Here is a 23,805-nt window from a genome sequence, read left to right as displayed (position 1 = left end):
CATGGCCACCAGATAAGACAGAGTGACTCACTGGTGGCTATCTACTGTACACCTGATCGCGTCAGGTCTTTGCTAGATAATTTGGTTTTTCTTCCACTCACGGGTTTTCTCTGCACGCGCTTCTCGCTTTTTACGTGCATCGCACGGCTCTGGGCAGTCGCATTCTTTTTCAATACCGATTGCGCCTAGGCCACCACAGCTCCCACTGATGGTTTTTTGCTGTACGATGTAGCCGATCGCCATCCCTGCAATCACAAGTACAAAAACAGCAAAGGTGATAAGAAATACTGACATAATTGCTCACCTACTATCGTTATTGCGTATTTAACGCTTTAAATAAGGCTTAAACGCCTCAGATGCGATTTCTTTAAAACCGTCATCCGTTTTCACTACCATAAAGGCAGGAATATTGGCTTGATTTGCCAATGCAACGGCTTTCTCTGGTCCAAGTACCATGAAGCCTGTTGCCAAACCATCCGCCGTCATACAAGACGGGTCCAACACAGTGACAGACACTAAGCGATGATGAATCGGTCGTCCTGTTGCTGGATCAATGATGTGCGAATAGCGTACCCCATCATGCTCAAAGTAATTGCGATAATCCCCTGACGTGGCAACCGCCATATCCCCAGGCTCAATAATCTCTTGCACCGACTGTGTGCCGGCACTAGGCTTTTCAATCGCGATGCGCCAAGGTACGCCGTCTTGGTTCACACCTTTTAATTGTAACTCACCACCAATCTCAACCAAATAGTTATCGAGACCAAGTGACGCCAAATACTCAGCGACCACATCTACGCCGTATCCTTTGGCGATCGTTGACAAGTCGACATAAAGGTCAGGATTGGTTTTGGTCAACTGATTGCCCGATAAAGACAGGCTATCTAACCCCGTCATCGCCATTCGCTGTGCGATTTCTTCGTCGGTCGGAATATTCTCTGGTCGTTTTTCAGGGCCAAAGCTCCAAAGATTCACTAACGGTCCAACCGTGACATCTAACGCGCCATCGGTGAAGGCGTTAAGACGCATAGCTTCTTTCACCACTTTCGCCGTCGCGTCAGATACCTCAACCGGAGAGTCAGCACGATGTTGATTGAAACGGCTCAGCTCCGAATCGTCTCGATACGTCGACATCTGGTCATTCACCAGCTCCAAACGCTTATCGATTTCTTTTTGGATAACAGCCTTCTCGGGCGTGTTTTCCGTTGCAATGTACTTAATGGAGTAATACGTGCCCATTGTACTGCCATTAAGATGGACCAGCTCAGGTGAACGCTCACAACCGACCAAAGCCACGAGCAGTGTCAGCGTTGCCACACAGCCTAACCAAAACTTCTTCATATGGGTGTCCTTCGACGCGAGGTTGATACGTAAAATGGCTGACCCAAAGGCCAGCCATTAAAAGGTAAGTCACACGTTGCGATCTTAGCCGCCGAAGTCATCCAGAAGGATGTTTTCGTCTTCAACACCTAAGTCTTTCAGCATACCGATAACGGCTGCGTTCATCATTGGTGGACCACACATGTAGTATTCACAGTCTTCTGGCGCTTCATGATCTTTAAGGTAGTTTTCATAAAGCACGTTATGGATAAAGCCTGTGTAACCATCCCAGTTATCTTCTGGTAGTGGGTCTGACAGTGCGCAGTACCACTTGAAGTTATCGTTCTGCTCTTGAAGCATATCGAAATCTTCAACGTAGAACATTTCACGCTTAGAACGTGCACCGTACCAGAAAGTGATCTTACGATCTGAGTTCAGTCGTTTAAGTTGGTCAAAGATATGCGAGCGCATTGGTGCCATACCGGCACCACCGCCGATAAAGACCATTTCAGCGTCGGTATCTTTCGCGAAGAACTCACCAAACGGCCCTGAGATCGTACACTTATCACCCGGCTTCAGTGACCAAATGTAAGACGACATTTGGCCTGGTGGCACATCAGGGTTACGTGGTGGTGGCGTTGCCACACGCACGTTCAGCATGATGATGCCTTCTTCTTCAGGGTAGTTCGCCATTGAGTAAGCACGGATGATTTCTTCATCCACTTTTGACTCATAGCGGAACAAGTTGAACTTCTCCCAGTCTTCGCGGTATTCCTCAGGAATATCAAAGTCAGAGTACTTAATGTGGTGCGCTGGCGCTTCAATCTGAATATAACCACCTGCACGGAAAGGTACAGACTCACCGTCAGGTATACGCAGCTTCAGCTCTTTGATGAACGTGGCTTTGTTGTCGTTAGAAATAACTTCACAATCCCACTTCTTCACGCCAAAAATTTCTTCTGGCAATTCGATCTTCATGTCTTGCTTTACAGCAACCTGACATGACAGACGTTCACCTTCACGTGCTTCACCTTTGGTGATGTGATCAAGCTCGGTTGGCAGAATATCACCGCCACCTTCTTTGATTTTTACGCGGCACTGGCCACATGAACCACCACCACCACAGGCAGAAGAAACAAACACACCAGCACCGGCCAGTGCACCAAGCAGTTTACCGCCTGGCTGAGTAACGATCGCCTTTTCAGGATCGTCATTGATATCAATTGTGACGTCACCGGTTGGTACCAGCTTGGACTTGGCGAACAAAATCACCAATACCAGCGCCAGTACAATCAGAGTAAACATCACTACACCAAGAATAATGTCCATTGACTATTCCTTTTCTCGCAGTTTACCCGGCTTACAGTTGCACACCAGAGAAAGACATAAAGCCCAATGCCATCAAACCAACTGTGATAAAGGTGATCCCCAAACCACGCAGTGCTGGCGGCACGTCTGAATATTTCATTTTCTCACGGATACCCGCTAGGGCGACGATGGCTAGCATCCAGCCCACCCCAGAACCGAAGCCGTAAACCACTGACTCTGCGAAGTTGTAATCACGCTGAACCATGAATGATACGCCACCGAAGATGGCACAGTTCACCGTAATAAGCGGCAGAAAGATACCCAGCGCGTTGTAAAGCGGCGGGAAGAAGCGGTCGAGTACCATCTCAAGAATCTGTACCAACGCCGCGATAACGCCGATGAAGGTAACAAAGTTCAAGAAACTCAAATCGACGCCTTTCACCAGCGCGTCTTCACGCAGAACCAAGTTGTAAACCAAGTTGTTAACCGGCACTGAGATGGTCAGTACCACAACCACGGCCACACCCAGACCAAATGCGGTTTTTACTTTCTTTGATACGGCCAAAAAGGTACACATACCAAGGAAGAATGCCAGCGCCATGTTCTCGATGAAGATAGAGCGCACTAGCAGGCTCAAATAATGTTCCATGTGCTATTACTCCTTCGCTTCAACTTGTTCAGGTTTGAAGGTACGCACAATCCAAATCAAAAAGCCGATGAGGAAGAATGCAGATGGGGCCAGAAGCATCAAACCGTTTGGCTGATACCAACCCCCTTCATTGACCACAGGTAGAATAGACACACCAAACACTGAGCCAGAGCCCAGTAGCTCACGGAAGAACGCGACTGTCATCAGCACAAAACCGTAGCCCAGTGAGTTACCAATACCGTCAATAAATGATGGCAATGGCGACGACTTCATCGCATACGCCTCAGCACGACCCATCACGATACAGTTGGTAATGATAAGACCAACGAATACGGACAGCTGCTTAGAAATGTCGTACACGAACGCTTTCAATGTTTGGTCAACCACGATAACTAACGACGCGATGATCGCCATCTGGACGATGATACGTACGCTGTTAGGAATGTGGTTACGGATCAAAGAAACACACAGGTTTGACATCGCCGTTACGAACATCACCGCCAACGTCATAACAAATGCCGTTTGCATCTGTGTGGTCACCGCCAAGGCCGAACAAACACCGAGGACCTGTAAGGCAATCGGGTTATTGTCCAGTACCGGTGACAGAAGGTTTTTCTTCAGTTCTTTAGCTTCAGCCATCGATCAGGCCTCCCTCGCGAACTTTTGCTAGGAATGGACCAAAGCCCATGTCACTTAGCCAGAAGTTAAACTGGTTCTGAACACCATTACTGGTTAGGGTCGCACCCGACAATGCATCGATACCGTGCTCACTACCTTGAGGAGCGCCGCCTTTAACGATGCGAATCGCTGGCTCGCCCTGCTCGTTGAATAGCTTTTTGCCATCCCACTGCGCGCGCCATTTCGGGTTTTCAACTTCACCACCTAGCCCTGGTGTTTCACCTTGCTCGTAGTAAACGATGTCAGCAACTGTATTACCGTCGGGTTCTACCGCTACGAATGCGTACATCATGCTCCAAAGGCCAGAACCATTGACGGGCAAAATCAGACGCTGAGTTTGACCTGCCTCGTCTTTGACTAAGTACACCTTAGCGACGTCAGGACGACGACCGATATCGGCAATGTTTTCATCGCCACTCAGTTTTTTCGACAAGGCCGGATCATTGGCAGCCGCACGCTGATCGTAATCAGCTGCCGATTCAACGTTGACCGTCTCAGGGCTAACAAATTCACCGTCATCTAGGCTGACTAGACGAGTCTCAATGTACTTGTTGTAAGCATCATTGATCGCACTTTTGCCACCCGTGACATCAATACCAGCCACCGAAAGGATGTTTTTCTGTACGTCTAGCTTTGCATTAATTTGTTGCAAAGGACGTAGCGCTACTGCTGCACCAGACACCACAATCGAGCACACCAAGCTCAATGCGATAACAACGAGCAGCGTCTTTTTAATACTATCGTTACTACTTGCCATTACGAGCCAGTCTCCGTTTGATGTTGCCCTGAATCACCAGGTTATCGAACAGTGGTGCAAACAGGTTCGCGAACAAGATCGCCAGCATCATCCCTTCTGGGTATGCTGGGTTAACCACGCGAATAATCACGGCCATCGCACCAATCAAAATGCCGTACCACCATTTTGCTTTATTGGTGAACGCAGCAGAGACAGGATCCGTCGCCATGAACATCATACCGAACGCAAAACCACCCAGTACAAGGTGCCAATGAGCAGGCATGCTAAACATTGGGTTGGAATCAGAGCCAATCACATTGAACAAGGTTGCCGCGGCGACCATACCGAGGAAGGTACCCAAGATGATTCGCCATGATGCAATGCGCATGTAAACCAGCGCCGCACCACCAATCAAGATGGCAAGCGTCGATACTTCACCCATTGAACCTGGGATGTTACCAATAAAGGCGTCCATCCAAGTCATGGTTTGACCGGTCACGTTGTGCATCAGCGCCATTTCACCGCCGGTTGACCATTGACTCAGTGCTGTCGCACCCGAGAAGCCGTCCGCAGCGGTCCATACCAAATCACCAGAGATTTGAGCAGGATACGCGAAGAACAAGAATGCACGGCCAGCCAACGCAGGGTTCAAGAAGTTACGGCCTGTACCACCAAAGATTTCTTTTGCAACCACCACACCAAAGGTGATACCCAAAGCGGCTTGCCACAATGGCAGCGTTGGCGGAACGATCAGTGCAAAAAGAATCGAGGTCACGAAGAAACCTTCGTTCACTTCGTGCTTACGGATAATACAGAACAGTACTTCCCAGAAACCACCCACGATAAACACGGTGGCATAAATAGGCAGGAAGTAGGTGGCACCCAAGACCATTTTGGTGCCCCAACCTGCACTCGCAAGCGGCCCCGCAATCGCCTCAGTCAGCCAATAGTGCCAGTTCCCTTCAATGATTTGCGCAAGCTGCGCGCCTTCATATAAATGGTTCAGGCCCATAATGGCTTGGTTACCTGTGTTGTACATACCCCAGAACATTGCGGGGAACACAGCAAACCACACCATGATCATGATGCGTTTCAAATCGATGCTGTCACGCACGTGAGCGCCAGCTTTGGTCACCATGCCTGGCGTGTACAAAATGGTCGCGACCGCTTCATACAGGGCAAACCACTTCTCGTGTTTACCGCCTGGCTCAAAGTGTGGCTCGATTTGCTCTAAAAAGTTTTTCAGGCTCATCTGTTACCCTTCCTTCTCAATTTTTTCCAGGCTCTCGCGGAGCATTGGGCCAAATTCGTACTTGCCAGGGCAGACAAATGTACAAAGTGCCAAATCCTCAGGATCTAACTCCAGCGCGCCTAACTGTTGCATACTATCTGTATCACCGGCACAGATATCACGCAGCAGCATAGTCGGCTCGATATCCAGCGGCATTACTCGCTCATAGTTACCGATTGGCACCATAGAACGATCACTACCGTTGGTCGAGGTGGTCATATTGAAAAGTTGGCCTTTAAACAGGTGGCCAAGGTACGCACGGGTCACAGAGAAGCGGTTTTTGCCGGGAGATAACCAACCGAACAACTCTTTCTCATTACCTTCGCGTAATACAGACACTTGCAGGTGGAAACGGCCAAGATACGCATGAGGACCAGTCGCTTTGGTACCCGAGAGTACAGAGCCTGAGATAATGCGGCTCTCGCCGGCCATCAACTCACCGTCCGTCAACTCATCAAGGTTAGCGCCCAGTTGAGTACGTACCAAGCGTGGCTTATTGACCATAGGGCCTGCTAAGGCAACCACGCGATCGGTGTTGATTTCACCGGTCAGAAAGAAATGGCCAAATGCAATGACGTCTTGATAGTTCAGATGCCATACCATTTTTTCCATACTTGCTGAGCGCAAGTGGTGGATATGGGTACCGACAAGACCCGCTGGGTGAGGACCAGCGAAGACGTGCTGCTCAACGTTTGATTGCTTGCTAGTCGGTAACTCTACGTCTGCTTTACAAACGAATACCGTTTTTTCGGTAAGGCGAGAAACCACATCTAGGCCCGCAACGAAAGCCTCTTTTTGCTCATCAATGATCACTTTCGGATCCGCGGCAAGCGGATTGGTGTCCATGGCATTGACAAAGATAGCTTCCGGCACGGCATCAACCGCAGGCGACTTGCTAAAAGGACGAGTACGAAGCGCTGTCCACATGCCAGACTCGACCAGTTGGTCAACAATGGCTTGGCGATCTAGCGATGCCAACTGTGAGGCTTCATATTTATTAAACGTGACTTGCTCGTTTCCATCGACTTCAATGACGACAGACTGAAGAACACGCTTGGCACCGCGGTTAACTTCAACCACTTTACCAGCTGCTGGTGCAGTGAATTTCACGCCCGGATTCTTCTTGTCTTCAAAAAGAATCTGACCTTTTTTCACTACATCACCCACACGCGCGTGCATGGTGGGGCGCATTCCAACGTACTCTTCGCCAAGCAAGGCGACTTTCTTGACGGCTGGGCCGTCATTTATCACCTGAGTAGGAGTCCCGGCAATAGGGATATCCAAACCCTTTTTTATTGTAATCATACGCACTTGCACTACATTAACGGGAAAAAGAATTCTGTTATTGCGCAGTTAAAGACACGACTTTCGACTGTTTGGCGGCCATGACGGCCCACCGTCGCAACATCCTGCTAACCAAATCGTTACACAAAGGTAGCCTAGGTTAGTCTTTAAGCGCCGTATTCTATCACTAACCCCAGCGTTGATTCTATGGGTATTGTCACTGGAGCGTGGCAATTATCCATACCTGTACAAACAATACTCGCTATAAGCTCACAGTTTCACTGCTGTTTTTTTGTTCACCTTAGCAGGTAATGCGAACACTCGCCTGTGCTGATGAAACGAAAGCCGTACGCAGTTACCACTCACCGAACCGCTCATATTTATGTAAGAATTTGTTGCCACAACGTGAAAAATCAACATCAGCGCTGGCGCTATTTGCCCCCACCGCGACAAGCAGGTGAATCCGGAGCTTGCGCTTGTGACGCCCACTCTTGCGGCGTGTAAGTGTGGATCGCCAACGCATGAATATGATGGGCCAACTCATCAGATAAGGTCGTATTCACTGCGCGGTGACGTTGAATTAAACGCTGACCGTCAAATGCCTCTGATACCACCACGACTTTAAAGTGGCTCTCTGATCCTTCTGGCACGTTATGCATAAAGCTTTCATTACGCACATCCAGAAAGCTAGGCGAAAAGGCCTGCTCGAGCTTCTCGGTGATCTGTGTTTGTATTTTCATTTTGCTTCCCACATTTTACACGGGGAGCACAGGTGCTCTCAGTGTAGATGCTATTGATGATTTTGCGACTTTCGCGGTGGCGTGAGCTTTCAACACCAGAGATAACGCCACGTTTTAAATTGCAGTCTCTGGCTGAGTGCGACAATATACCCACTTTATCTAGCGCGACGCAAAAACTCCGATGAAGACTGAAATGACGACGCCTGCGGGCCAGCCATTAATACTCCACCGTTATCCCCGACGTAAAAACGAGACGCTGCAAGCGTTCGACGCAGCCGACGAATACTTGATTGAGCACGTGGCTGAGTTGTCATTACCGGCCGGTGCGCGTGTGTTGATCATCAATGATCACTTTGGCGCGCTAAGCTGCTGGGCGTCACAACAAGGCTATGACACGATTCAAGTCAGTGATTCGGTGGTGGCACAACAAGCAACTGTCCAAAACTTAGCCGCCAATGCCCTGCCTAGCATCGTCCAATTAACCAGCCTAGAGCCGCTGCCTGAGCGCATCGATGTGGTGCTATTACGGATCCCGAAAAGCTCACGCATGTTGTCATGGCAATTACAGCAACTTGCCGCGATCACCGATTCATCCATTCCCGTCATCGCCGCGGCGAAGGCCAAAGAGATTCACACCTCAACGTTAAACCAGTTTGAGCGCCAGCTCGGCAACACAGTGACCTCACTGGCGAAGAAAAAAGCACGCTTAGTATTTTGCACGCCGCGTGACGACAAACCCGAGTTAATCGACCAGCTACATACGTTCGATGTGCCTGATTACGCCATGACACTGGCGAATTTCCCCAATGTATTCTCTGCGCAAAAACTGGATATTGCGGCGTATTTGATGTTACCTCACATTCCGAGTGAACCCGGATTAAAAAGGATTGTCGATCTAGGGTGTGGTAATGGTGTGCTTGCCTTGCAAGCCGCTCGAAACAATCCAAATGCCTTTATTCATGCCGTTGACGAAAGCCATATGGCTGTCGCATCGGCGCAACGTAACCTTTTAGCGCATCACATTGCGCCCACGCGCTTTGAGTGTGAAGCGCGGGATTGTTTGAGCGAGTTTGCACACCATGATGTGGACTTGGTGATGTGTAATCCACCATTCCATCAACAACAAGCCATTACCGATCATATTGCTTGGCAAATGTTTTGTGACGCAAAACGTGTTCTGACCAATCATGGCCGCCTTTTAGTCATCGGAAACCGACATCTCGGCTATCATGCTAAGTTAAAACGCCTTTTTGGTAATGTCTCCGTCATTGCGTCGAATAAAAAATTCGTTATTCTTCAAGCAGTACACGCCCAACATTAAGTAAAGGATGCTGAACACAATGAAAAAACTGCTCGTTGCCGCTGCCGTGCTTATCCTAGCAGGCTGTTCATCGCCGCGTGATCCGCAACTGACTATCGCGCCCAAACCCGCCACCTCAAACCAACAGCAAGTGAATAACTTGCCCGTAGTTGTGAAAAGCCGTGATCTGCGTACCGCCCAGTTTGTGGCTGTCATTGACAGTGGTCGCTCTAACGTGAAGCCACTGCATGCTAGCCAGAATCTGCGCGTTGTCTTAGAAGATACCCTTTCTCGCCAACTTTCTTCGCAAGGCTTCCGTGTAGTGGCGAATGGCCCGGGAACACTGCGCCTCGATATTCTTGATGCCCTCGTGCGTGTAAAACACACGGTGTTTAAGCACAATATGGAAGCGTCGGTCCAGCTTCAGCTGGTCGCAGAGTCTCCTGATGGTCGCTTCGTGAAGCGTTACACTGGCAAATCAACCCAAGAAGGGATCAGCAGCGCATCGCCTGATGATATCGAAATGGCTCTGAACAACTTGCTTGAGGCGGTACTGCAAGATATTGCCAACGACGAGCAGTTGCTTAAGCACATGAAAGAGCACTTTTAATCATGCGTACCTTCTGCATGATGTGCATGCTTGCGTTGGCTGCATTGCCAGCGCAGGCGGAAGTGTTGGTGAAGGTGGATACAACGCTCGGCGCATTTACGCTCAGTCTTGATGAGCAAAAAGCGCCCAAAACCGTGGCTAATTTTCTCCGTTATGTTGATGATGGCAGCTATGTTGGCTCTCAATTTCATCGCGTGATCCCGGGGTTCGTGGTCCAAGGTGGTGGGTTTGATAAAGACCTTGAGCGCCTGCCGGTATATGACACGGTTGACAATGAATCCACTAATGGCCTGAGCAACCGACGCGCCACGATTGCGATGGCCAGAACCAATGACCCCGATTCGGCCACGCGTCAATTTTACATTAATATCAACGATAACGGCTTTCTGGACGCCACGCCCAACAAGCTTGGCTACACCGTTTTTGGTCGAGTAGTTGAAGGCTTTGTCACGGTGCAAAACATTTCATCTCAATCAACCGTGACGATCCCAAGCAAGCGGATGCAAGACGTACCACAACAACCCATTGTGATAAATAGCATCTCTCGAATATCTTCTCAGTAGCTGACAGACAGGCTTGCGATCATGTTACCTAATCTTAAGGGGGCGCTTGCGCCCTATGCCGACCGCCGACTCCTTTATGTGTTCTTAATGGGCTGCTGTAGCGGCTTTCCTTGGGTGTTAATCGGCTCCAACTTAAACGGCTGGCTCGCGGATGAAGGTCTCTCTCGTACCGCGATTGGCCTATTCGGCTCGGTGTTTGTGCTGTATGCGGTGAACTTTCTCTGGGCGCCTTTGATCGATAGACTCAAAGTGCCCATGCTTAATGAGCGCTTCGGACAACGCCGCAGTTGGATATTGCTCACCCAAGCGCTGATTCTGATCGCAACCTTGGCCTTATCTCAGCTTAATTTACACGGCTTGACGGCCATTGATCCTTGGGTGACCACTGTGGTGCTTTCATCGCTGATTTTTGCGATTGCACTCGCCTCTGCCACCCAAGATATCGCCATTGATGCCTTTCGTATTGATAATTTTGCGGAGCATGAGACCGATAAGTTCCCACTTGCCTCTGCCATGTCCGTCATTGGATGGTGGACGGGATATTCTCTGCCCGGCTACATCGGTTTTATCAACGCTGACGCCATCGGTTGGAATCAGGTGTATGTGATCATGGCCGGGTTCGTAGGCTTAATGTTACTGGCCACCTTATTCGTTAAGGAGCCTGCCAGTGACCGCGAACAGCGCCAAGATGCCGCGACCCGTTACTATCTAGGGAAAGGATACAGCAGTGCACGCACTTGGTTAGCAGTGACTGTGTTTGAACCTTTTGCCGAGTTTTTCCGCCGCAACGGTGTAAAAGTTGCGTTAGCCATTCTGTTGTTTGTTTTTCTCTTTAAGATTGGCGAGGCCTTTTTGGGCCGGATGTCGATTGTCTTTTACAAAGATGTTGGCTTCAGCAATGAGCAAATTGGTTATTACTCCAAGCTCGTAGGTTGGGGACTGACCGTGGTGTATACCTTAATCGGCAGCTACATTAACTTGCGCTTTGGGGTAATCAAAGGCTTGTTTATTGGCGGTGTGGCCATGGCCTCCAGTAATTTGATGTTTGCTTGGCTTGCTGTGGTGGGGCCAGACGAGCACCTGCTGCTAGGCGCGATACTGGTGGATAACTTCACCTCGGCTTTCGCCACCATTGCCTTTGTCTCTTTCTTGACCTTCTTAACCGGGCGCGCTTTTTCCGCCACTCAATACGCGCTGCTTGCATCGTTGGGTAACCTTGGCCGTACCTCTCTCGCATCCTTTAGCGGTATGATGGTGGACTGGCTGGATAGCTGGTCAACATTTTTCGTAATAACCTCATTGATGGTGATCCCAGGTCTAGTCATGCTGCTCTATATTGGTAGACAATTTAGAAAAGAATCATCGCACCATGACGCACCTTCTGGACAATGTCTAAAAACCCGGCAGGACTAGCATTTCCCCATCACAGCGGAGTGCAAAAATTGCGCTCCGCACGTCATTTTCTTTTAATCAAGATCACACAAAAATGACATGTAATCGGATACATTCCACCTTCAGTCACATCTAAAAATCATGTCTACATTTGTTACATTGTTTATGGTGAACTTAATCAATATACTGCCTCCATTGAACTCAACGGTTACACACTTAAGCAGAGGCAGTCACCATGAAAAAGTCCCTACTCGCACTTGCCGTCATGGCAGCTAGCGCCGCACCTATCGCCAACGCGGCTGATTACTCAGACGATATCTATAAAAACGATCATAAATGGCTTCAGTTTAACGCCATGTATGCCATCAACGAGAAACCTCAGTTCGGTCCTGACACCGATAAAGATCATAATTACCTCGAGATGGAATTTGGCGGCCGTAAGGGCGTGGTTGATCTCTATGGCTATGTGGACATCTTCGACCTTGCCGAAAGCGATAGCGACAACAACAATAAAAAAGGCGCGCCTAAAGCCTTTATGAAGCTAGCACCACGCTTCTCAATTGACGGCATCACCGGGCAAGACTTGTCGTTTGGCCCTGTACAAGAAGTATACTTCTCGACTTTGTTTAACTGGGGTGGTGGCGATAGTGACACTAACAACTCGTTCTGGGGTGTCGGTGCCGATGTTGAACTGCCTTGGTTTGGCAAAGTAGGCATGAACCTTTACGGTTTGTATGACATCAACAAAAAAGACTGGAACGGTTACCAATTCTCGACCAACTGGTTTAAGCCTTTCCACTTTTTCGACAACGGTAGCTTCCTGTCATACCAAGGCTATATCGATTACCAGTTTGGTGCCGATGACACTTTCAAAGGCAACAGCCAAGCGACCCACGGCGGCGCGATGTTTAACGGCCTATATTGGCACTCAGACAACTATGCCCTCGGTTATGGCCTAAAAGCCTATAACGATGTCTACTTGATTGAAGATGGTGGCACAACGGAAAGCTCAGGTATTTCCCACTACCTAAGCGCTACCTACAAATTCTAAGTGACTGCGCCGGCCTCTCGGTCGGCGCTTTTTTCCTCCCCCAACTTGTTTCTCTGTCTTGCTCCTACCTCGTGATAAACTATGCACTTTTAACCGCTCTGAGCTTGTCATGAACATAACTTTTATCGGTGCAGGCGCAATTGGTACTTTGTGGGCAACCCAATTAGTGCAAGCCGGTCATCGCGTGCAGGTGATCACCCGTGCAGGCACAGAAGTGTGTCGGCAATTGGTACTCGACAGCCATACCGTGACGGTCCCCGCTAACCAGCCACAAGCCATTACCGATTGCGATCTATTAATGGTGTGTACCAAGGCTTACGACGTCATGCATGCCTTACAACCTCTCATCGAGCAACTTCATCCCGATACAATTATCGTCTTAATGCACAATGGGATGGGACCGCATGCGCAAATCAAAACGCTAGTGAGTCCGTCGCAACCTTTATTGCTCGCCACCACCTCACACGGCGTCTTTAGCCCCTCTCAAGGGAGCTATCAGCATACCGGCCACGGAGAGACTTACATCGGCGCGGCGAATAAGGCAGGTCAGCAGTGTGCCTTTGTCGCCGAAGTGTTGGATCATGCCTTATCGCCAGTGCACTGGCACGAAGCGATTATCCATCAGCTATGGCATAAGCTGGCGGTTAATTGTGTGATCAATCCACTCACCGCGATTCATCAAGTGAATAACGGAGCATTGTTATCTGCCGACTACCAAGACACCATCCAGTTACTTTGCCAAGAACTTGCCCGTGTGATGCAAGCTGACGGACTCGCTACCCATGCCGAACAGCTAAAAACACAAGCACTGACAGTGGCACGCGCCACCGCAAATAACTATTCATCAATGAATCGCGACTGCTATCATGGCAGAAAGACAGAGCTTGAGCAGATCACAGGCTATTTATTGGCTCGAGCGGCACATCATCAGATTAAGGTGCCTACTCATCAGGCGCTGTATGACGCCGTGAAGCAACGTGAGGTACAAAAAGGATAATCATGAAACCGATTAACGTCTTAGTATGCGTGGCACCCGGCAGCGAGGAAATGGAAACCGTCACCGCCATTGATGTGATGAAGCGGGCTGGTTTTTGTGTCACCGTTGCCAGCGCCGACCCTGAAGGTTCACTCACTTTAACCTGTTCTCGTGGCGTACAATTAGTGTGCGATGCACCTTTGGCGAGTGTGGCCGACCAGCCGTTTGATTGCGTCATTTTACCCGGGGGTATTGACGGGGCGCAGTGTTTAGGCGACAGCGCGATCGTGATAGAAATTATCAAACAACAGCAAAGTGACCATGCATGGGTCGCGGCTATCTGCGCGGCTCCCGCGCTTGTCTTGCAGCGCCACCAGCTTTACCCCACCTCTCATATCAGTTGCCACCCCAGTGTCAGCGAGCAGATCCCAGAGCAATGGCGCAGTCGTCGCCGTGTGATGACTGATTATGATCACAAGTTGATCACCAGCCAAGGCCCGGGCTCTGCGCTCGAATTTGCCATTGAGATTGTTCACGTCTTGGCAGGGAAAGCACTGGCCTGGCAGGTTGCCGAACCTATGGTTCCCCTCCCAAACTTGCAGTACGAGAAAAAATTCGCCGAATAAAAAACAGGCAGCGAGGCTGCCTGTTTTTCTTTGCTTAAATCGTGCTTTGTCGCGATTAGCCGCGATAGACTTTGACATTTTCAAAGCCCATGTCTTTTAGATACAGCGCTTGAAGGCGGCTCATCACACCACGCTCACAGTACAGCAAGTAGGTTTTGCTTTGGTCTAGGTCGCCAAAGCGGGTCGCTAATTTAAAGAAAGGAATATGAACAACGTCAGTGCCGTCGATGTTCAGTGGCTTTTCCTCTTCTTCATCACTGCTGCGAATATCAATGACAATCGCGCCTTGCTCGGCCTCGTTAACCAGTTCAACCTCGGGAGCCTTTTCCTGACTAAGTTTCTCGATATCGCGAATATCCATCACCGAGGCATTGTTAACCACTTGCTCCAGTAACGCGAAGTCAAATTTCGCTTCCTCGGCCTCAAGTTTGGCTTTCTCGGCTTTAATCGTCGGGCTTTTCGAAATCACACCACAGAATTCAGGCATGGTTTTAGCGAAGTCTTCAGTGCCGATTTTACGGGCTGTCTGGATAATGTCTTCTTTATCCCAGTTGATCAGCGGACGCAGGATTAACGTGTCCGTCACGTTATCAATCATGCGTAAATTGGTTAGAGTTTGGCTCGACACTTGTCCTAAGGCTTCGCCGGTGACCAGAGCTTGAATACCGAAACGCTCGGCAACCATGCTTGCCGCACGCATAAACATCCGCTTTAGCACGACTCCCATCTGACCATCATCGATGTTTTCGAGGATACTGGCGACAACCGGCTCAAAGTCGATAGAAATAAATTTCACTTTCGCCGACGAGCCAAACTTGTTCCACAGGAAGTGCGATACCTGCTGCACACCCGTTTCATGGGTTTTGCCGCCTAAATTGAAGAAGCAATAATGGACCTTGCTACCGCGCTTAATATGCAAGTAACTCGACACCCCTGAGTCGAATCCTCCCGAGATCAAGCTCAGCACATCTTCTTGCGTGCCGAGTGGGAAGCCACCCAAGCCAGTATGGCGGTGCTTTACCAAGTTCAGCTTATCGTGGTCCACTTCCATCATCACGGTCACATCAGGCTTTTTCAGCTGTACGCTGGCGGTCGGAACAGCTTGGTTTAACCCACCTCCTACGTAACGCTCTACATCTATCGAGGTAAAGTCATGCTGGCCGCGGCGTTTAGCACGCACGCAAAAGGTTTTTCCTTCGATTTGGTGACGAACACCCTCAAGGGTGAGTTCATAGATGTGGTGTAAATCGTTAAATAACGTTTGCTCAACCTCAAGCACCGTCTGCACGCCCGGCGTGTTGGTTAATACATCCAGGACAAGCTGACGCTCGTTTGGTTGTTTTAACGTCACCTCAATGTGATCCCTACGGTTATATACCGCCGTATTATCTGTCCGACGCTTTAAAATATTACGAATATTGCATTCGAGGATTTTAGTAAAACGCTTTCTAACAGACTCACTTTTGACGATCACCTCAGGGTGAATTTTAACGATAAACTTCATAACCGGTTCGATACAGCTGGAAACAAGGTCGCGGATTATACAATAACCACGTCCCAGCTGAAACCGGGCATTTCTACGTCTAAATAAAAGTGAAAAACCTGACCGTAATAAACGTTTTTAATCAATCCATTACGGTCAGGATCTAGCTTATGGGGTAGGTGCAGCCGCATTGTCGGCCGATATTTCATCTGAAAAGCTGGGTTTTCCTTGGATCACAGCGATTTCTACACGGCGATTGGCCGCACGGTTATCGGGCGAGTTATTGGGCGCGCGAGGCTGAGTGTCTGCCAACCCTTCCACTTTCATGCGCAAATGGTTAAACCCGGGCACTTTTTCCATTTCTTGCGCTACCGATACCGCACGCTGCGCGGATAAATCCCAGTTGGAACGGTACAGCTCCGATTCCAAAGGTGTGCTGTCCGTGTGGCCTGACACTTTGATTTCACCGGGCACATCTTTCACCAATTCCGCAATTTGGCGCACCATGGGGCGGAACTTGGGTTGCAAAAAGGCCGAATTTTGCGGAAATGCGCCTTTTTCCCGAATACGGATCACCAGTTGTTGACCCAAGTTTTCAACTTCAACGGCTCCTTCTTCGATTTCACGCTCTAACGCCTGCACAATCATCTTTTGCAACTGTTCCATTTGCTGCTGGCTTTGTTGCTGCTCCAGTTGAGAAGCAACCTGTGCACTGGTGCCTCCCTCCATATCCGACGCAGTGCGTTGTGAGCCACCCGAGCGGTCCGATTCACCTTCTTGGAAATTAAGCGTTCGTTGGGTCATGTCGATGGTTTGCTGCATGATCACTTCGATAGGGGTCGGCTCTGGTCGCCCCGGACGGAACTCTTGCGCAATCACACTGGTACCTTTGGGAATGTCTTTGACTTCCAGAACATTTTGTACCCCGAAGGCAAACTTCATCGACCCTGCTATCTGCTTAAACTTCAAAACGTCCATCTCAGAGAAGGACAGCAAAAGCACGAAAAAGCACATCAGCAGTGACATCAGGTCGGCGAACGTCCCCATCCACGGCGGCAGGCCGGGCGGTGGACATTTGCATTCCTCTTCTTCTTGTTGTGCCATCTAGACTCCTTACCCACGGTTCACTGGCGTGATCGGCCAGTGCTTAATTATCGACATCCACTTCACGTTTACTCTCGTTGAGGTAGTTTTTCAAAAATCCGTCGATAACACGCGGGTTTTGCCCATCCTGAATGGCCAACAAGCCATCCATAATTAAGCGCCGATTCAGTTTTTCTTGCCCTTTACGCAACGCAAGCTTGTTAGCGATCGGTGTTGCAACCATATTGGCGAGCATGGCGCCATACATGGTGGTCAACAAGGCCACGGCCATCGCAGGGCCTATGGCTTTCGGGTCATCCATATTGGAGAGCATCGCCACCAGACCAATCAAGGTCCCGATCATCCCCATTGCCGGCGCAACATCGGCTAACGCCGCATAAAAACTGATCCCGTGGTCGTGACGCTCCTCGGTCAGACTAATGTCTTTTTGCAGGGTGGCTCGCACCACATCTGCATCGTGTCCATCCACCAGTAAGTCGACCCCTTTTTGCATAAACGAGTTACTGACTTCCATCTCTTCTAACGCCAAAAAGCCGCCTTTACGGGCGGCATCTGCCATTTCAATAATCTTGGCAATCAAGTCTTCCGGATCGTCCGACTTAAACATGAACGCCTTGCCTGCAATCTTAAAGCAAGCAAAAAACTGTCCCATGGTGTAGTTGGTCAACACCACGAAAAGACTGCCCCCGATAACAATCAGTACGGACGGCACGTCGAAGTACATGTTCATGGTGCCGCCCAACAGCATGGCCATAATGACGAATGCGAACGAGCCTATAATGCCGATGAGCGTCGCTATATCCACGTCAGTCTCCCTTAGATTACATCGGTTCGTTATTATTTGTTTTTGTTGTCTTTGGTTGTATCGGCAACCAATCCTATAGGTTTAGCGCAAATCCGCAAATACCAACAAGCAGAATGCGTGATTTGCAAAGCAGCGTTTGGGGCACAAAAATCGCCTGATGAATTTGACCCCCTGTCAGCACTGGGTTAACGTCTGTCCCTCCCTCTCTAATTTTATTGCATCATGGCTGTGAAGAAACCAGAAAATATGACCTTTGAGGACACCCTCAAAGAGTTGGATGCGATCGTCGGTGCTTTAGAGACTGGCGACCTCGCCCTTGATACGGCAATGAAGCGCTTTGAGCGCGGTATTGCGCTTGCGCGCCAAGGACAAAAAACCTTAGCAGATGCTGAACAGCGCGTTGAGATTCTGCTTTCTCAAGATGATGACGCGCCACTGACTGAATTTTCTCACGACGACAATGACTGATTCCGTTGTACAGCTCGCGCTGCGGGAGACGCAACACCGCAGCAACCAACAGCTATCGCGTTGGCTAGACACACTCTCGCATCAAGATTTACCGCTTATTAAAGCAATGCGCCACGGCTTACTGCTCGGCGGCAAGCGCGTTCGTCCTTTCTTGACTTATGCTACCGGACAATTGTTTGGGGTGCCCATCACTGATTTGGACACACCCGCTGTGGCGGTAGAGTGCATTCACGCGTACTCCTTGATCCACGATGATTTGCCCGCCATGGACGATGATAGCCTGCGACGAGGTCAACCGACTTGCCATATCGAGTTTGATGAAGCGACCGCCATACTCGCCGGGGATGCCTTACAAACCTTGGCGTTTACGGTGTTATCCGAAGGGTCGCTCAATCCAAACGCTGAATCTTACCGTATCGATATGATAAGAACGCTGGCAAACGCCAGTGGCGCCAGTGGAATGTGTCTGGGTCAAGCGCTCGATCTCGCCGCCGAAGGCCAACACGTCGGGTTAGAGGCGTTAAAACAAATCCACCGTAACAAAACGGGGGCATTAATTCGAGGCGCGGTCAGACTGGGGGCTTTTGCCGCCGGCGAGAAAGGAGTGACGCACCTTGACGAGCTGGATACCTTTGCCAACGCCATTGGCCTCGCGTTCCAAGTGCAAGATGACATTTTAGATATCACAAGCGATACCCAAACATTGGGGAAACCGCAGGGATCTGACATGAGCGCGGATAAAAGTACCTACCCTGCGCTACTCGGTTTACAGGGCGCGCAAGAAAAAGCACAGCAACTTTACCAAGAAGCACTACACGCGCTGCATGCGATCCCCTACAATACCGAACAACTGGAAGTTTTTGCCCGATATATCATCGAGCGCAACAACTAGCATTACCAATAAAAGCGCCGAACCACTATGACACTGGATATATCAAAGTACCCTACACTCGCGTTGGCTGATACGCCGGAAGAGTTACGCACCATTCCGCGTGATCACCTTCCAGAACTGTGTGATGAGCTGCGTACCTACTTACTTAATACGGTTAGCCACTCAAGTGGTCATTTTGCGTCTGGACTTGGCACTGTCGAGCTGACTGTCGCACTCCATTATGTCTATAACACCCCTTTTGATCACCTTGTTTGGGATGTCGGTCACCAAGCCTACCCACATAAAATTTTGACGGGTCGGCGCGAAAAAATGCCGACGATTCGCAAAAAGGGCGGATTGCATCCCTTCCCGTGGCGCGAAGAAAGCCCCTACGATGTGCTGTCGGTAGGCCACTCTTCGACGTCAATAAGCGCCGCATTGGGGATGGCCATTTGTGCCGAAAAAGAAGGGAAAAACCGCAAAGTCGTTAGTGTGATTGGAGACGGAGCCATCACCGCGGGGATGGCATTTGAGGCGATGAACCATGCTGGGGACGTGAAACCCGACATGCTGGTGATCCTCAACGACAACGAAATGTCGATTTCAGAGAATGTTGGTGCTCTCAACAATCATCTGGCGCAGCTTCTTTCTGGTAATTTGTATACCACCATCCGAGAAGGGGGCAAAAAAGTCCTGTCGGGCGCGCCACCAATTAAAGAGCTGGTCCGTCGTGCTGAAGAGCACCTCAAGGGGATGGTGATACCGGGGACCATGTTCGAGGAACTCGGCTTTAACTATATCGGCCCTATCGATGGTCATGACGTGGAAGAGCTGGTTAAAACGCTAAAGAACATGCGTAACCTGAAAGGGCCACAGTTCTTGCACGTGATGACGAAAAAAGGCAAAGGCTACGCGCCTGCGGAAAAGGATCCGATTGGGTATCATGCCGTTCCTAAATTCGATCCAAGCGTGCATAGCCTACCGAAATCAAAGCCAGCCAGCCCGACATTTTCTAATGTCTTTGGTGACTGGTTGTGTGATATGGCCGAGCAAGACGACAAACTGCTCGCCATTACCCCGGCGATGCGTGAAGGCTCTGGTATGGTGCGCTTTTCCAAGGCGCACCCTGACAAATACTTCGATGTTGCGATTGCCGAACAACATGCCGTCACCCTAGCGGCAGGTATGGCGATTGGTGAGTACAACCCTGTGGTAGCTATCTACTCCACCTTCTTACAGCGTGCGTACGATCAGCTGATCCATGATGTCGCCATTATGAACTTACCGGTGTTGTTCGCGATCGACCGCGGTGGCATCGTGGGCGCCGACGGCCAAACGCACCAAGGGGCATTTGATTTAAGCTACCTAAGATGCATCCCGAATCTAGTGGTGATGACGCCAAGCGATGAGAACGAATGCCGGCAAATGCTCTATACCGGTCATATTCATCAGGGCCCGGCCGCAGTGCGCTACCCACGCGGGGGAGGCATGGGCGTTGATATTGAGCGCGATATGCATGCACTCCCTATCGGTAAAGGCGTACAAAAACGCCAAGGAAAGCGCATTGCGCTACTTAACTTTGGTACTCTGTTGCCCGGCGCCCTCGCGGCAGCAGAAGCGCTTGATGCAACCGTGGTAGATATGCGCTTTGCTAAACCTCTGGATGCCGATTTAGTGGCAGAAATGGCGAAAACGCATGATTGCCTTGTCACTATTGAAGAAAACGCCACCGCTGGCGGGGCGGGAACCGGTGTGATTGAAAGCTTAATGACGCAAGGTATCATTAAGCCGGTATTGCAAATTGGCTTGCCCGATCGCTTTATTCCACAAGGCACTCAGCAAGAATTGCATGCTGAGCTGCAATTAGATGGTGAGGGGATCGAAGCGCAAGTGCGTACTTACCTCGATAAAATAGGCCTGTCTTTATAAGACGGGACATTTAGACTAAAAAAGCCCGCGATACTAAGCGGGCTTTTTGATCCGTTATTACGCCATCATCTTGGCGATGATAACGATTACTTGGTACCGAAGATTTTATCGCCGGCATCACCTAGGCCGGGTACGATATAGCCTTTGTCATTCAGCTTTTCATCGATAGCTGCAGTATAGAGCTCGACATCCGGATGCGCTTTTTTCAACGCTTCAATACCCTCTGGGGCAGAGACTAACACCAACACTTTGATATGTTGACAGCCTTGCTCTTTAAGCAAATCGATAGTGGCAATCATAGAACCACCCGTTGCCAGCATAGGATCGACCACCAGCGCCATGCGCTCGTCGATATTGCTCGCCAACTTGTGGAAATACGGTACAGGCTCTAGCGTTTCTTCATCACGGTAAATGCCGACCACACTGATACGGGCACTTGGTACATGCTCCAACACACCGTCCATCATACCGAGCCCTGCACGCAAAATAGGCACCACGGTGACTTTTTTACCTTTGATTTGATCAACGCTGACTGGGCCGTCCCAACCTTCGATGGTCACTTTTTCTGTTTCGAAGTCTGAAGTGGCTTCGTATGTCAGTAGGCTACCCACTTCAGTGGCAAGCTCACGAAATCGCTTAGTGCTAATATCCCGCTCACGCATCAATCCAATTTTATGCTTCACTAACGGGTGCCCGACTTCCACGACCTTCATCTTAGACTCCTTACAAAAAACAAATTCTCGGTAGTATACACGAAAGAGTTTTGCTAGCGTAGATCAAAGGCTTGACATCTCGCCTATTTCCTCACCAAACAGCTGACGCAAACGTTTTCCTTTCTAATTATCTACTGATAGAATAGCGCCGACTTTTGACTTCCAACTCCGGCGAGGAATTGCAGTGAGCGGTAAACAATCATCTCTTAGCTACAAGGATGCAGGTGTCGATATTGATGCGGGTAACGCCCTAGTCGACCGTATCAAAGGCGTCGTCAAACAAACTCACCGTCCTGAAGTAATGGGCGGCTTGGGCGGGTTTGGTGCCCTGTGTCAGTTACCGACCAAGTATAAAGAACCCGTGCTGGTGTCCGGCACTGATGGGGTAGGAACCAAATTACGTTTAGCGCTTGATGCCAATAAGCACGATACGATCGGCATTGATTTGGTCGCCATGTGTGTGAACGATCTGATTGTTCAAGGGGCTGAACCACTCTTTTTCCTCGACTACTACGCGACCGGAAAATTAGACGTCGAGACAGCGGCCGATGTGGTCACAGGGATTGCTCATGGATGCCAACAAGCCGGTTGTGCCCTGATCGGTGGCGAAACCGCTGAAATGCCGGGCATGTACTCAGGGGATGATTATGATGTCGCTGGGTTTTGTGTCGGGGTCGCGGAAAAATCCGCATTAATTGATGGCAGTAAGGTCGGTGAAGGCGATGCTCTGATTGGTCTGGCTTCTAGCGGTCCTCACTCAAACGGCTACTCTCTGATCCGCAAGATCTTGGAAGTCAGCGAGGCTGATTTAACCATGCAACTCGAAGGCAAACCTTTGGTTGAGCACTTGCTGGCACCGACCCGTATCTACGTGAAGTCAGTACTCACTTTACTTGAGCAATACCCTGCTCATGCCATTTCTCATATTACCGGTGGCGGCTTCTGGGAAAACATTCCCCGCGTATTGCCTCAAGGTACAAAAGCCGTTATTGATGGAAATAGCTGGCAATGGCCAGCCATCTTTAACTGGTTGCAGGCACAAGGCAATGTCAGTGACTATGAAATGCTGCGCACCTTTAACTGTGGCGTCGGCTTAGTCATCGCGCTACCACAAGCACATGCCGAACAAGCGATCGCACTGCTCAATGAGTCAGGGGAAACCGCTTGGCAGTTGGGCCATATTGCAACAAGTGCTGACGGCGAAGCGCAAGTGGAGTTGGTGTAATGACAAAACGCATCGTGGTGTTGATCTCGGGAAGTGGCAGTAATCTTCAGGCCTTAATCGATAAGTGCCCGCAAAACGCAAAAATTGTCGGCGTGATTGCAAACAAGCCAGATGCCTACGGCCTAACCCGCGCGGATAATGCTGGAATCGAGACTCGCGTGCTCGAAAACTCGCGCTATGACACTCGCGACGCTTACGATCATGCGTTGGCAACCGCCATTGATGCGTTGGCTCCTGACTTGGTCGTTCTCGCCGGCTTTATGCGTATACTCACCCCAGCCTTTGTCGAGCACTACCAAGGACGAATGCTGAATATTCATCCGTCGTTGCTCCCCAAATACACGGGCTTACATACCCACCAGCGCGCGATTGATGCGGGTGATACCGAGCATGGCACCTCAGTGCATTTTGTCACAGAAGAATTGGATGGTGGCCCGGTGATTTTACAAGCACGTGTCCCCATTTTTTCAGAAGACGACGCCAATACCGTTGCAGCACGAGTGCAACAACAAGAGCACCAGATTTATCCTTTGGTTGTTCGCTGGTTTGTCGAAGAGCGCTTACGCATGGAAGCTGGCCAAGCTTGGCTCGACGGCGCGCCGTTGGGCCCTGCTGGCTATGCCGCTGATGAATATGACGACCTAAAAGCCTAGTGTGATTCGCCCTGATCAAAAAAGGCGCCT

General features: G+C 49.9%; 25 protein-coding genes. 12 read left to right on the top strand and 13 right to left on the bottom strand.

Annotation, left to right across the window (positions count from 1 at the left end):
- Window positions 1–72 precede the first annotated feature (72 nt).
- The 9 genes from nqrM to bolA all read right to left on the bottom strand — a co-directional run bounded on the left by nqrM (window position 73) and on the right by bolA (window position 8,006).
- A complete protein-coding gene (gene nqrM / locus N7E60_RS03815) occupies window positions 73–294 on the bottom strand; it encodes a (Na+)-NQR maturation NqrM (RefSeq protein ID WP_069587436.1) in 222 nt (73 codons plus the stop codon).
- Window positions 295–324: 30 nt separating this feature from the next.
- On the bottom strand, window positions 325–1,341 hold the full coding sequence (locus tag N7E60_RS03810; RefSeq protein WP_269598179.1) for an FAD:protein FMN transferase: 1,017 nt from the start codon (window positions 1,339–1,341) through the stop codon (window positions 325–327).
- A gap of 84 nt (window positions 1,342–1,425) precedes the next feature.
- Window positions 1,426–2,649, bottom strand: coding sequence for an NADH:ubiquinone reductase (Na(+)-transporting) subunit F (gene nqrF, locus N7E60_RS03805; RefSeq protein ID WP_269598178.1), 1,224 nt, complete (start codon window positions 2,647–2,649; stop codon window positions 1,426–1,428).
- Between the two features lie 31 nt (window positions 2,650–2,680).
- Window positions 2,681–3,277: an NADH:ubiquinone reductase (Na(+)-transporting) subunit E gene (gene nqrE, locus N7E60_RS03800; RefSeq protein ID WP_069587439.1), complete on the bottom strand. Its 597-nt coding sequence runs from the start codon at window positions 3,275–3,277 to the stop codon at window positions 2,681–2,683.
- 6 nt (window positions 3,278–3,283) lie between these two features.
- Complete coding sequence (locus N7E60_RS03795; RefSeq protein WP_069587440.1) at window positions 3,284–3,916, bottom strand: NADH:ubiquinone reductase (Na(+)-transporting) subunit D; 633 nt, start codon at window positions 3,914–3,916, stop codon at window positions 3,284–3,286.
- Complete coding sequence (locus N7E60_RS03790) at window positions 3,909–4,712, bottom strand: Na(+)-translocating NADH-quinone reductase subunit C (protein WP_077455572.1); 804 nt, start codon at window positions 4,710–4,712, stop codon at window positions 3,909–3,911. Before N7E60_RS03790 ends, N7E60_RS03795 begins: the two co-directional genes overlap by 8 nt.
- Window positions 4,702–5,943 (bottom strand): NADH:ubiquinone reductase (Na(+)-transporting) subunit B, encoded by a 1,242-nt coding sequence (locus N7E60_RS03785; RefSeq protein ID WP_069587442.1) that lies wholly within the window; start codon window positions 5,941–5,943, stop codon window positions 4,702–4,704. The genes N7E60_RS03790 and N7E60_RS03785 overlap by 11 nt, the downstream gene beginning before the upstream one ends.
- 3 nt (window positions 5,944–5,946) lie before the next feature.
- Window positions 5,947–7,287, bottom strand: coding sequence for a Na(+)-translocating NADH-quinone reductase subunit A (locus N7E60_RS03780; RefSeq protein WP_077455571.1), 1,341 nt, complete (start codon window positions 7,285–7,287; stop codon window positions 5,947–5,949).
- Window positions 7,288–7,697: 410 nt separating this feature from the next.
- Complete coding sequence (gene bolA, locus N7E60_RS03775) at window positions 7,698–8,006, bottom strand: transcriptional regulator BolA (RefSeq protein ID WP_077479418.1); 309 nt, start codon at window positions 8,004–8,006, stop codon at window positions 7,698–7,700.
- 193 nt (window positions 8,007–8,199) lie between these two features.
- Here bolA and N7E60_RS03770 point away from each other — a divergent pair, with 193 nt between their 5' ends.
- The 7 genes from N7E60_RS03770 to N7E60_RS03740 all read left to right on the top strand — a co-directional run bounded on the left by N7E60_RS03770 (window position 8,200) and on the right by N7E60_RS03740 (window position 14,524).
- Window positions 8,200–9,327: a methyltransferase gene (locus tag N7E60_RS03770; protein WP_269598177.1), complete on the top strand. Its 1,128-nt coding sequence runs from the start codon at window positions 8,200–8,202 to the stop codon at window positions 9,325–9,327.
- Window positions 9,328–9,346: 19 nt separating this feature from the next.
- Window positions 9,347–9,916, top strand: a complete 570-nt coding sequence (locus N7E60_RS03765) for a YajG family lipoprotein (protein ID WP_069587446.1) — start codon at window positions 9,347–9,349, stop codon at window positions 9,914–9,916.
- Between the two features lie 2 nt (window positions 9,917–9,918).
- Window positions 9,919–10,479, top strand: a complete 561-nt coding sequence (locus N7E60_RS03760) for a peptidylprolyl isomerase (protein WP_069587447.1) — start codon at window positions 9,919–9,921, stop codon at window positions 10,477–10,479.
- 21 nt (window positions 10,480–10,500) lie between these two features.
- The gene (locus tag N7E60_RS03755; RefSeq protein WP_269598175.1) at window positions 10,501–11,892 is read left to right on the top strand and encodes an AmpG family muropeptide MFS transporter; all 1,392 of its coding nucleotides are present in this window, start codon (window positions 10,501–10,503) and stop codon (window positions 11,890–11,892) included.
- A gap of 214 nt (window positions 11,893–12,106) precedes the next feature.
- Window positions 12,107–12,922, top strand: coding sequence for a nucleoside-specific channel-forming Tsx family protein (locus tag N7E60_RS03750; protein ID WP_069587449.1), 816 nt, complete (start codon window positions 12,107–12,109; stop codon window positions 12,920–12,922).
- Window positions 12,923–13,031: 109 nt separating this feature from the next.
- Window positions 13,032–13,919, top strand: a complete 888-nt coding sequence (locus N7E60_RS03745) for a 2-dehydropantoate 2-reductase (protein WP_269598174.1) — start codon at window positions 13,032–13,034, stop codon at window positions 13,917–13,919.
- A gap of 2 nt (window positions 13,920–13,921) precedes the next feature.
- A complete protein-coding gene (locus N7E60_RS03740; protein WP_077455565.1) occupies window positions 13,922–14,524 on the top strand; it encodes a DJ-1 family glyoxalase III in 603 nt (200 codons plus the stop codon).
- Between the two features lie 55 nt (window positions 14,525–14,579).
- Here the strand turns inward: N7E60_RS03740 and thiI are convergent, their stop codons facing one another.
- The 3 genes from thiI to pomA all read right to left on the bottom strand — a co-directional run bounded on the left by thiI (window position 14,580) and on the right by pomA (window position 17,916).
- Window positions 14,580–16,028 carry a tRNA uracil 4-sulfurtransferase ThiI gene (gene thiI / locus N7E60_RS03735; RefSeq protein WP_069587452.1) on the bottom strand — a complete coding sequence of 483 codons (1,449 nt, stop codon included), beginning with the start codon at window positions 16,026–16,028 and terminating at the stop codon, window positions 14,580–14,582.
- 147 nt (window positions 16,029–16,175) lie between these two features.
- Entirely contained in the window at window positions 16,176–17,111 is a 936-nt protein-coding gene (locus N7E60_RS03730; protein ID WP_077455564.1) for a flagellar motor protein MotB, read from the bottom strand.
- A gap of 43 nt (window positions 17,112–17,154) precedes the next feature.
- The gene (pomA, locus tag N7E60_RS03725) at window positions 17,155–17,916 is read right to left on the bottom strand and encodes a flagellar motor protein PomA (protein WP_077455563.1); all 762 of its coding nucleotides are present in this window, start codon (window positions 17,914–17,916) and stop codon (window positions 17,155–17,157) included.
- A 222-nt stretch (window positions 17,917–18,138) separates the two neighbouring features.
- Between pomA and xseB the strand changes: the two genes are divergently transcribed.
- From xseB to dxs, 3 genes are read left to right on the top strand one after another with little or no spacing between them, the layout of a single operon-like run.
- On the top strand, window positions 18,139–18,384 hold the full coding sequence (gene xseB, locus N7E60_RS03720; protein WP_069587455.1) for an exodeoxyribonuclease VII small subunit: 246 nt from the start codon (window positions 18,139–18,141) through the stop codon (window positions 18,382–18,384).
- Window positions 18,377–19,276 carry a (2E,6E)-farnesyl diphosphate synthase gene (ispA, locus tag N7E60_RS03715; protein ID WP_069587456.1) on the top strand — a complete coding sequence of 300 codons (900 nt, stop codon included), beginning with the start codon at window positions 18,377–18,379 and terminating at the stop codon, window positions 19,274–19,276. Before xseB ends, ispA begins: the two co-directional genes overlap by 8 nt.
- A gap of 27 nt (window positions 19,277–19,303) precedes the next feature.
- Window positions 19,304–21,184, top strand: a complete 1,881-nt coding sequence (gene dxs / locus N7E60_RS03710; RefSeq protein WP_269598171.1) for a 1-deoxy-D-xylulose-5-phosphate synthase — start codon at window positions 19,304–19,306, stop codon at window positions 21,182–21,184.
- An 86-nt stretch (window positions 21,185–21,270) separates the two neighbouring features.
- Here the strand turns inward: dxs and upp are convergent, their stop codons facing one another.
- Window positions 21,271–21,897, bottom strand: a complete 627-nt coding sequence (gene upp / locus N7E60_RS03705; RefSeq protein ID WP_069587458.1) for a uracil phosphoribosyltransferase — start codon at window positions 21,895–21,897, stop codon at window positions 21,271–21,273.
- 184 nt (window positions 21,898–22,081) lie between these two features.
- Between upp and purM the strand changes: the two genes are divergently transcribed.
- Together purM and purN are read left to right on the top strand one after the other, a co-directional pair.
- Window positions 22,082–23,122 (top strand): phosphoribosylformylglycinamidine cyclo-ligase, encoded by a 1,041-nt coding sequence (gene purM / locus N7E60_RS03700; protein WP_269598169.1) that lies wholly within the window; start codon window positions 22,082–22,084, stop codon window positions 23,120–23,122.
- Complete coding sequence (purN, locus tag N7E60_RS03695; RefSeq protein WP_167314074.1) at window positions 23,122–23,775, top strand: phosphoribosylglycinamide formyltransferase; 654 nt, start codon at window positions 23,122–23,124, stop codon at window positions 23,773–23,775. The genes purM and purN overlap by 1 nt, the downstream gene beginning before the upstream one ends.
- The last annotated feature ends 30 nt before the right edge of the window (window positions 23,776–23,805 follow it).

Source organism: Salinivibrio proteolyticus (genome assembly GCF_027286365.1).
GTDB lineage: Bacteria > Pseudomonadota > Gammaproteobacteria > Enterobacterales > Vibrionaceae > Salinivibrio > Salinivibrio proteolyticus.
The sequence above is the reverse complement of the archived record's forward strand: the minus strand, read 5'-3'. Positions and strand labels throughout refer to the sequence as shown.